Annotated in this window: 14 protein-coding genes; 3 read left to right on the top strand and 11 right to left on the bottom strand. The window is 33.8% G+C overall.

Features of this window, described 5'->3' with window-relative positions:
* Positions 1 to 69 precede the first annotated feature (69 nt).
* From RWM19_RS08765 to RWM19_RS08775, 3 genes are all read right to left on the bottom strand, one after another.
* Positions 70 to 1,032, bottom strand: a complete 963-nt coding sequence (locus RWM19_RS08765) for a cation diffusion facilitator family transporter (RefSeq protein WP_313986085.1) — start codon at positions 1,030 to 1,032, stop codon at positions 70 to 72.
* A complete protein-coding gene (locus tag RWM19_RS08770; protein ID WP_294023849.1) occupies positions 968 to 1,150 on the bottom strand; it encodes a hypothetical protein in 183 nt (60 codons plus the stop codon). The genes RWM19_RS08765 and RWM19_RS08770 overlap by 65 nt, the downstream gene beginning before the upstream one ends.
* 63 nt (positions 1,151 to 1,213) lie before the next feature.
* Complete coding sequence (locus tag RWM19_RS08775) at positions 1,214 to 1,702, bottom strand: methylated-DNA--[protein]-cysteine S-methyltransferase (protein ID WP_313986088.1); 489 nt, start codon at positions 1,700 to 1,702, stop codon at positions 1,214 to 1,216.
* A 96-nt stretch (positions 1,703 to 1,798) separates the two neighbouring features.
* On the opposite strand from RWM19_RS08775, the gene RWM19_RS08780 reads away from it, so the two are divergent.
* On the top strand, positions 1,799 to 3,601 hold the full coding sequence (locus RWM19_RS08780; RefSeq protein ID WP_313986091.1) for a BMP family ABC transporter substrate-binding protein: 1,803 nt from the start codon (positions 1,799 to 1,801) through the stop codon (positions 3,599 to 3,601).
* Complete coding sequence (locus RWM19_RS08785; protein WP_313986094.1) at positions 3,582 to 4,229, top strand: metallophosphoesterase; 648 nt, start codon at positions 3,582 to 3,584, stop codon at positions 4,227 to 4,229. The genes RWM19_RS08780 and RWM19_RS08785 overlap by 20 nt, the downstream gene beginning before the upstream one ends.
* 51 nt (positions 4,230 to 4,280) lie before the next feature.
* Here RWM19_RS08785 and RWM19_RS08790 read toward each other — a convergent pair whose 3' ends face one another.
* From RWM19_RS08790 to RWM19_RS08825, 8 genes are all read right to left on the bottom strand, one after another.
* Positions 4,281 to 4,931 carry a Type 1 glutamine amidotransferase-like domain-containing protein gene (locus tag RWM19_RS08790; protein WP_313986096.1) on the bottom strand — a complete coding sequence of 217 codons (651 nt, stop codon included), beginning with the start codon at positions 4,929 to 4,931 and terminating at the stop codon, positions 4,281 to 4,283.
* A gap of 43 nt (positions 4,932 to 4,974) precedes the next feature.
* On the bottom strand, positions 4,975 to 5,598 hold the full coding sequence (locus RWM19_RS08795) for a tetratricopeptide repeat protein (RefSeq protein WP_313986099.1): 624 nt from the start codon (positions 5,596 to 5,598) through the stop codon (positions 4,975 to 4,977).
* A gap of 45 nt (positions 5,599 to 5,643) precedes the next feature.
* Positions 5,644 to 5,931 (bottom strand): helix-turn-helix transcriptional regulator, encoded by a 288-nt coding sequence (locus RWM19_RS08800; protein WP_313986101.1) that lies wholly within the window; start codon positions 5,929 to 5,931, stop codon positions 5,644 to 5,646.
* 972 nt (positions 5,932 to 6,903) lie between these two features.
* Positions 6,904 to 8,232: an AAA family ATPase gene (locus tag RWM19_RS08805; RefSeq protein WP_313986103.1), complete on the bottom strand. Its 1,329-nt coding sequence runs from the start codon at positions 8,230 to 8,232 to the stop codon at positions 6,904 to 6,906.
* A gap of 16 nt (positions 8,233 to 8,248) precedes the next feature.
* Positions 8,249 to 9,274: a hypothetical protein gene (locus RWM19_RS08810; RefSeq protein ID WP_313986106.1), complete on the bottom strand. Its 1,026-nt coding sequence runs from the start codon at positions 9,272 to 9,274 to the stop codon at positions 8,249 to 8,251.
* A gap of 1 nt (position 9,275) precedes the next feature.
* A complete protein-coding gene (locus RWM19_RS08815) occupies positions 9,276 to 9,911 on the bottom strand; it encodes a hypothetical protein (RefSeq protein ID WP_313986108.1) in 636 nt (211 codons plus the stop codon).
* Positions 9,912 to 10,056: 145 nt separating this feature from the next.
* Positions 10,057 to 10,443 (bottom strand): (deoxy)nucleoside triphosphate pyrophosphohydrolase, encoded by a 387-nt coding sequence (locus RWM19_RS08820; RefSeq protein ID WP_313986111.1) that lies wholly within the window; start codon positions 10,441 to 10,443, stop codon positions 10,057 to 10,059.
* A gap of 4 nt (positions 10,444 to 10,447) precedes the next feature.
* A complete protein-coding gene (locus tag RWM19_RS08825; protein WP_313986115.1) occupies positions 10,448 to 12,586 on the bottom strand; it encodes a DNA/RNA helicase domain-containing protein in 2,139 nt (712 codons plus the stop codon).
* Between the two features lie 212 nt (positions 12,587 to 12,798).
* On the opposite strand from RWM19_RS08825, the gene RWM19_RS08830 reads away from it, so the two are divergent.
* Positions 12,799 to 13,567 (top strand): hypothetical protein (locus RWM19_RS08830; protein WP_313986118.1); only part of this gene is annotated, 769 nt, incomplete at its 3' end.

The following is a 13,567-nucleotide window of genomic DNA, read 5'->3' on the forward strand; positions in this document are numbered from 1 at the left end:
CACCCCAATTAGAGGGCACTTTCGTTAGAAGGGAGTTTTCACTAAAAATTGAGCATAAAAATAACGACATCAATCACTGATGTCGCTATCTAAAGTCGTTGTAAATTTGTAATCTGGATAACGTTCCTGTATATCCTGAACAATGCGTTGATACAGTGCTTCACGATCATCACAATTAAAGTCAATGACAATATCAAAACGTATTTCATTTCCCTGTACAAAGAATCCATGCATTTGGATGACATGCTCTACGGACATAACAATCTTTCGAATCTCTTTATACAAATGCTTCGCCTCATCATCCTTTGTGTTGTATGCATACACACTAATTGCCGTCACGAAGACATGTGTTTCATCATAAATCTTATCTTCGATTCTACTCTGTAATTCATCAATCTCATCAGCAGTCATCGTATCATCTACTTCAATATGTAAAGATGCCACATTCTTATTCGGTCCATAATTATTCAAAAACAAATCATATACACCATGTACTTCACGAAAAGTCATAACCAACTTTTTTATTTGATTCGTAAGTTCCTTATCTGGACGTTCACCCAAGATCGAAGATATCGTAGAAGCCGCAATCTCATAGCCAGCTTTGATAATCATAATGGAGATAATGACCGCAAGATAAGAACTAATATCGACATTCGTCCAGATAAACAATAATGCGGCCAAAATCGTACTTGCGGAAATTATAGAGTCCATACGGCTATCTTCCCCAGAGGCGAGAAGTGACCCAGAATTTAATCTCTCACCAGTCTTTTTTACATACATTCCCATTGAAAACTTCGCAAGCACCGCCACAAAGATAATGACTAGTCCAACTGTTGTATACGTTGGAATACTCGGATTAAATATACTCTTAACAGCTTCCACAAAAGAAGTAATACCCGCATATATAATTATCAAAGATATGACAAGTGCACTTAAGTATTCAACTCTACCATATCCATACGGATACTTATGATCGGGTTTTTTTTGAAGCAAGCTTTGTACTAATAATAGTAATAATAGATGAAAAAGCATCCAATATAATTGCGATAGAACCAGATAAAAATCCAACCACAACCTTAAATCCAGCCAACATTGAATTCACAATAATTCCTAATACACTTGTGCGTATAATCTCTTGATTACGATTCATATTTTCACCTCGAATGTAGTTATTCTAACACCATTTCTAAAATTCGTTCTGATTATGATTTAGTCATTTCTCATGTTGTAATAACCAACTCTTTTTCTCTAAACCACCTGCATACCCATGTAGACTACCATCTTTTCCAATCACACGGTGACAGGGAATAATAATTGATATTGGGTTATGCCCAACAGCTGTTCCAACTGCTTGGTTTGACATGGAAGCTTTTCCTAATTTGTTGCAAACCAGTTCTTTGATATCACCATAGGTTCTTGTTTGACCATAAGGAATCCCTAATAAACATTCCCATACAGCTTGTTGGAATACAGTTCCTCTAGGAGAAATCTTCAAAGTCATTTCTGGGTTTTTACCCGAAAAATATTCATCGAGCCATTCGATTGTTTTTCTAGCCATCGTAGAAATCGAAGTAAAAAATTCTCCCTGTATATTCGCTCTATCATATTTTTGACCATCAAACCATAGACCGATGAGGGTATCATCTTCTATTGCAATTGTAATATGTCCTAATATAGATGTATATTTAACAAATTCAACCATAGTTTACTTCCCTTCTTTGTGATTATATATCAAGACTTCGCAATTAGACCATAGCCCCATATTCAAGTATAATAGTAACGCTAGGAGATGATACTTATGTCACTTTCTGAATACACATTAGCTCGTAAAAAAGGAAAAGCCGACGAGGAAACTTTAGCAGTTTTAAACAACAGTATTTTCAGCGATCTACCAAAAGTATATGTAGGGATCTTAGAAATTCCTTTAGACCTTGTGGTAGGCACCATCACTTCCTCACGTGCAACATCCTTTACTGAAAGTTGGATGCCAACACTAGATGAGGATACAGAGTTTGCTACCAAGTGGTCTAGATTGTATGATGCACAGATTGAAGAAGGAATCCGTGAGCCAATTCAAGTTTATGAATACATGCATGCATTCTTTGTCAAAGAAGGAAATAAACGCGTATCTGTACTCAAATACTTACAAGCACCTTCTATCATGGCAGAGATTACTCGTATCATGCCTGTCCATAACGATTCACAAGAGATGCAGGTGTATGAAGAATTTCTAAGATTCCAAAAAGTCACCAATTTATATACGCCATACTTTACAATCCCTGGAAGTTACCAACTTCTTGCAGATATGTTAGGACAAAACCTAGAAACTAAATGGCCACAGGATCTCATTCGTACCTTCCAAGGTGCTTTCTATCGTTTTGAACTTGTCACAAAGGATATCACATCAAATCAACCATCCTTTAATATCTCAGATTCCTTCTTAATCTATCTATCAATTTTTACATTTGATAGTTTGCTAGATAAGAATCGTATTATCCTACGTCATCGTATCGAACGTATCTTAAAGGAATTCAATCGTAGTGAAAGTAATGTAAGTCTTGAATATAAAGCAAAGGCAAAATCACAATCAATCCTTTCTCTACTTAACTTCCGTAAACAATATTATTCTGAACGCGACCCACTCACGATTGCTTTCTTATATCCATCTAACGATTTGAATAATTTACAAACAGCCGTAATGGAAAGTGGCAGAACCTATCTAAATAACCGTTATGAAGGTGTCCTCAATACCACTGCCTATACAGGTTGTTCCGACACAAAAACAACAGAACAAATCATCCATCAAGCATGTCAAAACCATGAGTGGATTATTACCACAAGTCCACTCTTACTCAAAGATACATTAAAGGCTGCTACAGACTATCCTGATCATAAGTTTATGAATCACTGCACCCCTCTTGTATCACATATTATCAACACCTACGCATTACGTAGTTATGAGTTATTCTTCTTAATGGGTATCTTAGCAGGTATGATACATGATCAACATATCATTGGCTATATACCATATGATAATGAAGTATCTGTGATTGAACTCAATGCCTTTGCACTTGGTGTATCCTGGACTTCTCCAGACGCCAAAGTACATATCTTAAAAGAACCATGTCAAAATGCAATCATCATGGATAATCGTTCCACAACACATAAACCAGGTTTATACCGATTCTCAGAATCGCAAGAAGAATGTCTAGCAGCACCTATTTATAACTGGTCACTCTTCTATGATTTACTTGTACAGGATATTTTGACACACAAGGAAATCAGTGAACAGAGCTATTGGTTAGGTTTATCTTCAGGTGCAGAAGAACTCTATCTACCATCTTCCACATCAGCTGCGATTTTACGTAGTATGAATCACTTTATTACCGCAATCAAAGAAGGTACTATCGTTCCATTTACCGGTCCAATCGAAACACGTACTGGCAAGCAGATTGTAGAAGCAGATTGTAGCTTACAACCATTAGATATCATTCGTATCAACTGGTTAAACAATAATATTGTTGGAGAACTTTCTTCCAACAATATCCCACGAGACGAATTAACGGAGATTAAAACAACAGATGAAGATACTAGTCATTAGTGATCAAGTAGATCCTTATCTATATGATTACTACACACCAAATAAATTAAAAGATATCGACCTGATTATCTCCTGTGGAGATTTACCAGCTAGATACCTAGAATTCCTTGTGACAGTCGCAAATAAACCACTCTTCTACGTTCATGGCAATCACGATACCGCGTATCTACGCCATGCGCCAGAAGGATGTGTTGATATAGACGGTCGTGTATATGAATACAAAGGATTACGTATTGCAGGACTTGGAGGATGTATGAAGTACAATGACTCTCCGTTCATGTATACTGAATCCGAAATGCAAAAACGCATCAACAAACTCAAGCCAAGCCTTTGGATTTCCAAAGGAGTCGATATCCTAGTCACGCATGCACCTGCCGAAGGCTATGGTGACCTAGATGATCTACCACATACAGGGTATGCATGTTTCAACGATTTACTTGAGAAGTATAAACCTGCATACATGGTACATGGACATGTACACCAAGAATATGGGAAATTCCAAAGAGAACTTACACACGAAAGTGGCACAAAGATTGTCAATGGTTATCAAAAGGCAATCATCGAAGTAGAGCCACCTGAACAAACAGAGAAGTCATTTCTATATCCATACTTCGTCACAAAATTCTAATCATCAAAAAATGGTATCCAACACACTGGATACCATTTCATTTTATACACATTACTGAACAATTACTCCATCACGAAGAACAGAGTGTTCACCAACTACTTCTTCTATTTTCTCTTCCGTATCACCGAGCACATAACTACCATCTTCCATTAGATAGAATGTATGTCCTTGACTATCCGGATAGGTAACATCTTCTAGAAGCCAAAGCCCATCTACTACTTCATTTTTCCAAGAAGAATAGTGTGGAAGAATCATCTTCTCTGTTAACCCTAATCCAGGTATAAACCTCTGATATGTTGGATCGATCACTTCACCTTCTAGTTCAGGTTGTGCATAGACAATCGTTGCACTATTCATACTACCAGCAGAACTACCGATCCAGATTCCACGAAACTCTTGAAGATGTTTCTTCAAATCAATCTCTTGGAAGAAAGCATTCTGTGTTGGAACATGACCACCCATTGCGATAATGATATCCGCCTTATTGACAAGTTCTTTTGTACGTTTTGCACTATTTCGATCTAAGATATCAAAACCTGATAAACATAAACCCTGTTTATCCATGACATCCACAATCTCCTGTGCATAGCGTCTTGTCTTTTCAATCTCATCAGGAGAAGACGCAACAAGTAATGCATGGCATGGAAAATGAACATGTTTTAACAGATCTTCAACCCAATGATATTCATTGTGAAGTTCCATCTTTGAATAATCAACTAAACTACTACATAAATAATATCTCATACTAATTTAAAAATATTTCATCCTCATCTTCATCTCTATACGGGTCAAAACAATCTCTTTGTAAGATTTCTTCAACCTCTGCTAGCATCTTTTCATAATAGTGACAGCCCTGATTAATTTGGTATTCATAGCCTTCTTGCGCACCTTTGAAAAGAGTATACGCAACTTCATAGTCGCCTTCCTCTTCACCAATTGCCAAGAATCTCTTACCCATGCCAAATAATACGCTTGGATAATCTAATCTAGCAACTTCTGGTAAATCATTTAAAGATTGGAAGGCTGTCATGAGATAGTATTCCGCAATCTCATCATTTTTCTTTACACCCTTGCCATGTTCATACATCGTACTTAACTTATATAAAGCATCCGTATTCTTAAAGCGCGCAGCCATCTTAAAATACGCAAACGCAAGTTTCAAATCCTTTTTACAGCCTCTACCATAGTAGTAACAGTAGCCAAGGTTTGCGAGTGATTGAACATTACCCATCGATGAGGCAATACGATAATATTCGATTGCAGTATCATAATCCCCGGCACGATAGAATTCAGCACCTGTTGAATTAAAATAATCTCCATTAAAATCTTCAAGCGCTACTTTATTCTCATTTTCGAATTCAATATTCATATTCTATTCTCCTTGTCCAATAATCAATGAACATTCTTTACTCAATTATAAACCTAGATACAAAAATAAAGAAGGCATCTCGTCCATGCAGACCAAGATGTCTTCTACTTGTACATGCAAATATTTACTTAGCGCAAAACAGTTTTCTAATGTTGGTAAACATTCTCCACGTTCCCACTTGTAAACTGCCTGTACGTCTGAAAAACCAAGGTAATCTGCTAGCTCACTGGTCTTTACTTTACGTTCTTTTCGCAAACGACGAATGTTATCACCAGTAGCACTTAAACTAACGATAGGATAATTCATAATTCCATCACCTCCAATATATTCCATAAAGATGGTACATCAATATACCATCCTTTGACATGCATGTAAATACCAATGTGATGTTAAAAGTGAAAACACTGTAATGGGCTTTTATTCACCCTACATCATCATTGCAAAAATATTGTTATCCTACAGAGAGAAAAGAGGCTGTGCAAGGTTAGCAATTCCTTGCATCTCTTCCCTAGACTTTCATCACGAAGCTCTGGCGGGATTGATTACCCACACTTTTCACCCAACTCTTCAGCACTTGTTCTGTGATCTTCCTTTTTCTGACTCAGAACCTGTCTCTAGGCTACTAAGAGAATCTTCTTCCATATCTTATACACGAATTTCTTCGCTTCACGACAGAGTGGATTATTGGCTATTCTTAGGTTTATATATAATGCCAATATATACCTAACTAAGATTCAGGCACTCTATTCAAGTAACCCTCTATTATTCCACTGATATGTATTCTGGACTATATTGCACAATGATGTGTGCCATCTGTTACTTTCAGGAATTGCACCCTTCATCTAGTATTACTACTTCGATGCGGCCAGCCGTAAGAAAGTATCCTTTCTCTTAGCCCCGAGCTTCATTCCAGATGCCCCAGCAGGTTGAGCAAACCATCTTCACTGGGATATTACAGTATCTTCACTTTTGACACCATCTTTCTTGGTACAGTTATTATTCTACCTACCGCAACCATCATCCACAATGAACCTGTAGTTTAATTTTTATTACAAGCAAGATACTTGCAAGTTTGAGTTAGTTAGCGTAAACTAATCATAGATAGGAGATGTAGATTATGAGAAAAACAATATATAAACGCATCTTATTCTTAGAAAAGCTATTTAATAAAATAGAAAACAAAAGTAATTAACAAGATTCTCTCAAAGAATTAAATATACATAAGAACAAGATGAACAAAGGAAGATACTAGACTAGTTTTAGTCAGGTATCTTCCTTTTTATAAGAATAATAATATTAAAACTTTCACCATTCATTATTTTTCATATTTGATGCATTTTTTAAATCAGATAGTACTATAGTCCTAAAGTCATCAAGTGTAATTTCATTTAAGTTTGGACTAAGACGGTTAGCTCGCATCTTAATAACCTTTTCAAAATAATTTCTAACATCACGCCCATTTGCATAATCTTCTGATCGATTATCATATAAATCTTGGAAATGATGCATTAGATATTCATCACAACTTTCACCCAAAATCAGATTTTGATTCTTACAGTAAAGCAAGAAGATATCCTTTAATTCAGTTGGAGTATAATCTTCAAAATTAATATACTGATTAAATCTAGATTTCAATCCAGGATTAGATGCAATAAATTCCTTCATTAATTCCGGATAACCAGCAACAATAACTATAAAATTATCACGGTGATCTTCCATTGCTTTTAGGATTGTATCAACTGCTTCTTGTCCAAAATCATTCTCACCTTTTCCATGAGTCAATGCATATGCTTCATCAATGAATAAAATTCCACCCATTGCTTTATCAATCATTTCCTGTGTCTTGATTGCAGTCTGTCCAACATATCCGCCGACAAGTCCACCTCTATCAGTTTCAACAAGTTGTCCTTTAGATAATACACCAAGAGATTTATAAATTTTTGCAATTAATCTTGATACAGTAGTTTTACCTGTTCCAGGATTACCATAGAACACCAAATGTAATGATAAAGAAATATTTTTTTCACCAAATTCCTCTGCCTTTTTTTGCAGTTGAATTAAACGAATCATTTGATCAACTTCTTCTTTTACCCCATTCAATCCAATTAGTGAATGCAGTTTGTCTAAAAGTTCCTCTAATGTTTCTTCTGGTTCATCAACATTTTCTTCTTCCTGTTGTTCAATTTCTTCTGCATGCTCTGTATTTTCTTTGACGTCTATTTTCTTTTTACTTTGCACCACAGATGTATCTGAATCAACTTTACTAAAACTATTTATTTGTAATAAAGCATCTCTACATTTCTTTTGGTCAATATCTTCCCTATCAAATTTACTGAATAAGTAATATTTCCCTAAAACGGTAAAGAATGATATTTCATCAGCTACTATAGTCAATGTAATATCAACATGCTTAAACATCATTGGAATAAAGAAATTTTTATCTAAATCTTTCCACTTATCAGTATTATATTTCTTCCGAATATAAATATTACAAAACTCAGAAAATCTCTCCTCAGCATTTTCTTTTGAAATAAATTTTATGAATCTGTAGATATCATTCACAAATAGGTCTTGAAGACTTGTATTACAAGACACAAGCACTTTTGAATAAGCATTTTTCACATCAATATCCATGCAAAGTTATGCCTTTCTATACCGCAAGCCCCATCTGCTTCATTGTATCTTGGTATGTCTCAACAAATTCTTCTTGTTCCGACGCTTCTGGAACTGCCTTTATTGTTTTTTCAATTTCATCTACCAAGCTTTGATTAATACTTGCTTGGACTTCTGTAAGTACTTCCTGATTATCCAACAGTTGAATTAATTTTTGATTATCTGAAACATCTTCAACCATGCTCTTTGCTTGATCATATAGACTGATATAATATATATCAGTTTCTTCTGTTGATAAATTTAAGTCAAAAATACCATGATCTTGAATCTTCTTAATAAACTCTGGTGACATTAATTTATCATATACACTCATCCAGTTACTGTGAGATGAATGCCATACATCTCCATCCGCAATCGCTTCTTTATTATTAAAATAATAGAGCTCATCAAAATATCTCAGTGATACAGATAACATTGAAGCTAGTGAATATATAGAAAAAATTAAACCTTCTGGCTCAGTAGATAGATCCTTAGTAAACACTTCTATCAACATACTTAGAACATTGTACTCATCATCAACCAACTTTCTCATTTGTTCTTCTGTATAATATTTCCTAGTTTTTCTACAGTCTAGCATGTTACGATACTCAGCAATAACTTTTTTAAATTCAAAGTCTGTTTGTATTTCATGTTCTTGCTTCACAACATTCATTAATTGATTTATTTGTCCACTGAGTTTCTCAAGTTTTGCATACATAATTGCAAAGCCAATACATGTAGCACATAGATTTAAACTACTCATAATTGCTGTTAGATTTTGAAGTTTAGCAATATTATTTATTTTAAATATATTACTATCTAACAGATTTTTATTTTTAGTTAGTTGTTCAATAACTTTGGAGACTGTATCTTTTGTCTCCTCTTTCGTATTATTTTTTAAAGTTATTCTTATAAATTCCTTATACTTTTTCTTGGCATTACGTTGCACAATTTCAAGACCATTATTTTGATCGAAATATTTTAATATTTCCTTACTAGTATTCACAACTATTTCTTTAGCCATTCTATTGTTCTCCTTCTACTTGATTATCTTTTATAAAACAATACATTATCATTGTAATAATAAATGTTCCCGTATCTAAGCCATATAAATCTTCGATATCAAATTGCTTTTTCTTAAACATTATTGCGCTAGATTTCTCTTCTTTCATGCATGCAATCATTTTTTCAAGAGAAATAAAATTTGCTGAATAATCAAAATCATCAATTACTTCATTATTACTATCAATAACAGAAGAGTATAAGCACATCATAATTCTTGAATAATCTACTAATTGTCTCATTGTAATGCTTCTAGTTCTTCTGATTTCCATCGCATAGTTATAATATTTTCTAGATCTAGGAAGAGGTAAAGGTGCCTCATTCTTTTTTACATTATGCTCTCTAGCAATATATTTACCTATCAACGCATCCCAACTTGATAAGTATTGTTTAATAATTGTTTCGAAGTTACTGCCTGTTTTTAGTGACAATTTTTCAAAATAATCATTTATCTTTTCAGAAAAAGTATTTAATGAAATTTCCTCGTCATTTAAAAAAGAAAATTTCAAATATTCTCCTAAGATTTTTGCTTTTAACTCTCCATACCAAGTTCTGCTAAGTGTGCCAATTGATTCTTTAATAAATTCTGTTGATTCCATTATTTTCTCCCCTATATAGATTTCAATCATATTTTGTACTTTTTATTGTATAAACTTCATAAATGATTTTATTAAGCACATGAAAGAACATTAATAATAGACTTAGAATGATTTTAAATTAAGATAATTTAAATCTATCTTTCATCTACATTACTTCTTTAATATATTCTACTATTGCTAAATCAGCTGGAAGCCACTTTACTGAATCTAGCTGCTCCTTATTTAACCATTTAGAATCTTCTGCTTCCTTTAGTATGAAATTACCAGATAATATACTGCAAAAATAGCAACTCATCGATAAATGAAATTTTGGATAATCAAATTCAACTGTATCAATATAGTTATTGATTTTTATATTGATATTCAGTTCTTCTTTGATTTCTCTCACCAATGCATCTTCTGGTGTTTCCCCTTCTTCAATCTTTCCTCCAGGAAACTCCCAAAAACCTTTATAATCCCCATATCCTCTTGCAGTTGTGAGTACTTTATCTTTGTCACGTATTACTGCAGCCACTACATTTATTGTTTTCATAACTTTAAATCTCTTCAATTCCTAAACTTCTTAAATACTTGTAAGTACCATCATAATATTCTGGTAATCGTGTACTATCTTCCCAATAACCATTAGGATTCTTTGTGCCATTACCTTCTGGAACACATATAACCATTCCTACTCTAGCACGAGTAAGAAGTACTCTATACGCATTTAACATATATTTAATACGTTCTGAACTTGATATTGTGTACGGCAATATTTCTTTCCATGCTGTTTTTCCATTAAATCGATAAAAATGCCATTTACCGTTTTCATAACGCATGTCTGCATCCCACAGTAAACAAGTATAATCTAACTCTAATCCTTGAACCTGAATTTCAGTTGCTGCATCTTCTAAATAATTAGAAGATCTAGTATCTTGTTTATCTTCAAGGAACCAATGGACTGCATCCTCATCTCCAGATGGTAATACATGTATGCCTAATGGTTTATATCTTGCGGATTCTTTACTAATCAGAACACCTGTTCTCTCTGTTCCTCTCACTTTATCTTGAAGCCATCTCTTAGCTTTTTCCATATCTCTCGTTAAAACGATCGGATATTTATCTTTTATCTCTGCAAAAATTGATGCTGCGTTACCATTAATATCTAATAATGCATGTACAAAAGCAGATAACTTTTCTGCCCTATAAGAACGTAAGGAGACTCCTAAATGCAAACTATCAGAGTAAGTGACATTAGGGTTATGTTTCAGCAATTCATTAACTTGTCCTTCTGCATATTCAGCTTCTGTTAATTTCGGGGAAATGTATACTTTCCAATGTGTGAACGTTTCGTTCAATGACTTAATCCATTCAGAAATACCTGCTTCACCTGTATTGATTTCTTGGCCTCCACCTACTAGACATACGATAGTTGCCCAGTCTTCACGTTGATCAAGTGACCATATTAGAAATGATGCTTCAGACATAGGAAAGTTAGGAACCTTAAGCTTATTACCATATGTTCCTCCTCGTTTTAGATAATTTGCTAATCTTTCATGCGTCCACGATCGTTGTGCTTCATCAAAAATTGCAACATGCTCAACTTCACCGTATCCAGCATCCTGCACCTTTACTGCGTTTCCTTTATCAATTTCTAGAACCCCATTTTCAACAGGATTCTTTATCTTTGCAAGCATGGTATCTCTATATCTATGAATTATTTGTATGAACTTACTTACCTCTCGCTTGGAGTCAGACTTATTCTTCTTTTCACCTCTAGATTTACACTTTGTATAATTATCAAGAGCTAAAGCCTCATTCAGCACTGCAACTAGAGGACCATTCCCCGACAGATAAATCGCACCTTCATCTAAGACCGGTGCATCAGTTCCTTGATATGTCTGTTTTACTGCAACATCTAAACCAACTAATGTTTTTCCAGCACCAGGAACTCCAGTCACAAAGCAAATACTCTTCTCGCCATTTTCTTTACTGCGTTTAATGACATCAAGAATATATGCGATCGTGGTATCTGTCATAACCTTATCAGCTTCATGTCTTGTAATATCCTCTACAGAATGACTTTCATAGAGTGTTCTAGCCGCTTCAATAATTGTTGGTGTTGGTGCATAGGGACTGATAGTCCAGTTACTATCTATATCTCCTTCATTTGGATATAAATTAATAACTTTATCAATAAGTTCTTGAATCCCTCCTTCACCTGTCACAAGTGGGTTTAGTACATTATCGTTATATACTGATTTTTGAATGATAGTAGAATGATTTTGATATTTAGTTGCAATTAGAATAGGTACTATCACTTTTGACTCACTAAACTTATGAAAGTTCCTTAAATCCAAAGCATAGTCAAGAACTTGATCAATATCATTTTCTACAATTTTTGATTCGCCCACCTTAAATTCCAAACAAAAAATAATTCCTCTTAAAAGTAGAACTACATCAATTCTTTTTCCAAGTCTTGGAATATCATACTCAAAAATAATTTTACCATTTGAATACTTCCATGGTAATAACTCTTTTTGAAGAATCTCAACCTCATTAATCCAAGCTTCTCTAGTTGTAGTAAGTGCATCACCATGGTAGCCTTCACATAAGTTACCAAAGATTGCATCACGCTCTTTACTCAGGAAGTCACTCAAATTATTCTCATATAAACATCGTGGATTCTTATTCATAATTATTAAATCCCCTTATCCTTATTGAGTATATTGTATCATTTTGTTTCACATTTTCCTCAGTTTTATGATATTCATTTCTTTATTTATCTCTAAAATATTGCATGCTTCCCTAATATTCATATTATCTACATATTTTAACTTATTTTATATTATTATAACTTTTATAATGTTAATATAATATATAACATAGTTAATAAGGAGATAGAGTAATGAATGCTTTAGACATACTTGGTCTTACAATCAATTTAAAAAAATGGAATAAAGAGAAACAACTACCTTTATTCATTTTAAATGATTTTCTAATTCAAAAAGCAATCATCAATGATATAGAGTGTTTATCTTTAACTCCTAAGGGAGACCTACCAACCATACCGGTATTCAAGAAGCAAATAAGTATTATAAAGGAGATAGAGAACATACCTATCTTTCTACAATTAGATGTTATCTCTTCATTCAGAAGACAAAATCTTCTTGAAAATAAAATTCCATTTATTCTGAAAGATAAAATGGTTTATCTACCCTTCATGGCAACTTATTTAACCAATACACAGTATATAGATAAAAACGTTGAAAAAATATCTTTAGCCACTCAATTATTATTTACGTGGATTTTGTATCAAAATGCAAATAAGTATTATATAAGTGATGCGGTTGAATCACTTGGTTTTTCAAATATGACACTTACAAGAGCATATCGTCAACTATGTGCAACACAACTAATTGAAGAGCATAAGGATGGCAGAAAAATATTTCTAACAACAAACCTATCTAAAGTAGACTTATTCAACAAAATGAGGCCTTACTTACAGTCCCCATTTTATACACAAGGGTATATCTTAAAAAAAGAAATCACTAAAGATATGATTCCAGCTGGTGAGTTTGCATTTAGCCAATACACTTACATCAATCCACCCAATCTTAAGACATATGCTATCGAAAAGAAGCATAGTAAGAACATAAAACTACAGAGAGAATGTT

The organism is uncultured Solobacterium sp., assembly GCF_963517755.1.
Classification (GTDB): domain Bacteria; phylum Bacillota_I; class Bacilli_A; order Erysipelotrichales; family Erysipelotrichaceae; genus Bulleidia.

What these genes read in the sequence shown, in the direction of transcription:
- RWM19_RS08765 (WP_313986085.1), bottom strand. Translation starts at nt 1,032, where the DNA reads ATGCTTTTTCATCTATTATTACTATTATTAGTACAAAGCTTGCTTCAA.
- RWM19_RS08770 (WP_294023849.1), bottom strand. Translation starts at nt 1,150, where the DNA reads ATGAATCGTAATCAAGAGATTATACGCACAAGTGTATTAGGAATTATT.
- RWM19_RS08775 (WP_313986088.1), bottom strand. Translation starts at nt 1,702, where the DNA reads ATGGTTGAATTTGTTAAATATACATCTATATTAGGACATATTACAATT.
- RWM19_RS08780 (WP_313986091.1), top strand. Translation starts at nt 1,799, where the DNA reads ATGTCACTTTCTGAATACACATTAGCTCGTAAAAAAGGAAAAGCCGAC.
- RWM19_RS08785 (WP_313986094.1), top strand. Translation starts at nt 3,582, where the DNA reads ATGAAGATACTAGTCATTAGTGATCAAGTAGATCCTTATCTATATGAT.
- RWM19_RS08790 (WP_313986096.1), bottom strand. Translation starts at nt 4,931, where the DNA reads ATGGAACTTCACAATGAATATCATTGGGTTGAAGATCTGTTAAAACAT.
- RWM19_RS08795 (WP_313986099.1), bottom strand. Translation starts at nt 5,598, where the DNA reads ATGAATATTGAATTCGAAAATGAGAATAAAGTAGCGCTTGAAGATTTT.
- RWM19_RS08800 (WP_313986101.1), bottom strand. Translation starts at nt 5,931, where the DNA reads ATGGAATATATTGGAGGTGATGGAATTATGAATTATCCTATCGTTAGT.
- RWM19_RS08805 (WP_313986103.1), bottom strand. Translation starts at nt 8,232, where the DNA reads ATGGATATTGATGTGAAAAATGCTTATTCAAAAGTGCTTGTGTCTTGT.
- RWM19_RS08810 (WP_313986106.1), bottom strand. Translation starts at nt 9,274, where the DNA reads ATGGCTAAAGAAATAGTTGTGAATACTAGTAAGGAAATATTAAAATAT.
- RWM19_RS08815 (WP_313986108.1), bottom strand. Translation starts at nt 9,911, where the DNA reads ATGGAATCAACAGAATTTATTAAAGAATCAATTGGCACACTTAGCAGA.
- RWM19_RS08820 (WP_313986111.1), bottom strand. Translation starts at nt 10,443, where the DNA reads ATGAAAACAATAAATGTAGTGGCTGCAGTAATACGTGACAAAGATAAA.
- RWM19_RS08825 (WP_313986115.1), bottom strand. Translation starts at nt 12,586, where the DNA reads ATGAATAAGAATCCACGATGTTTATATGAGAATAATTTGAGTGACTTC.